Raw genomic sequence first — 491 nt, forward strand, 5'->3', positions numbered from 1 at the left:
ATCAGATACAGAATTCAACAATACTTTCACACCTGCTGCAACACAAGCACAATTCCGCTTCACAAAACGTTTGGAAGGTAAGACTCTTGAAGCTAATGCCTTCACATTCGAATTGCTTGAAAACGGTAATGTGATTCAAACTAAACAAAATGCGGCTGATGGTTCAATTCAATTTGACCCAATCTCATATGCAACTGTAGGTACACACACTTACACTGTACGTGAAAAAGCTGGAACAGATACAAACATTGATTACGATTCAATGAACGCAGTTGTGACTGTAAATGTCACAAAAGACGCTCAAACAGGTCTTTTGAACGCTGCCGTTACAATGCCAGCTGATACTGAGTTCAACAACTTTGCTGTAGCTCCAGTTAAGACTAAGTTTGACTTTAGCAAGGCTCTCGCAGGTCGTGAGTTGAAAGCCGGTGAATTTAGCTTTGTATTGAAAGATTCAACTGGTAAAGTTCTTCAAACTAAGACAAATACTA

Annotated in this window: 1 protein-coding gene; it reads left to right on the forward strand. The window is 39.3% G+C overall.

Annotated elements, in window-relative coordinates; translation table 11 throughout:
- Positions 1-491, forward strand: a 491-nt coding sequence (locus AX662_RS04430; protein ID WP_331709202.1) for a Spy0128 family protein, incomplete at both ends; no start/stop codon positions are given.

Origin of the sequence: Streptococcus sp. CCH5-D3 (assembly GCF_001556435.1) — a bacterium.
GTDB lineage: Bacteria > Bacillota > Bacilli > Lactobacillales > Streptococcaceae > Streptococcus.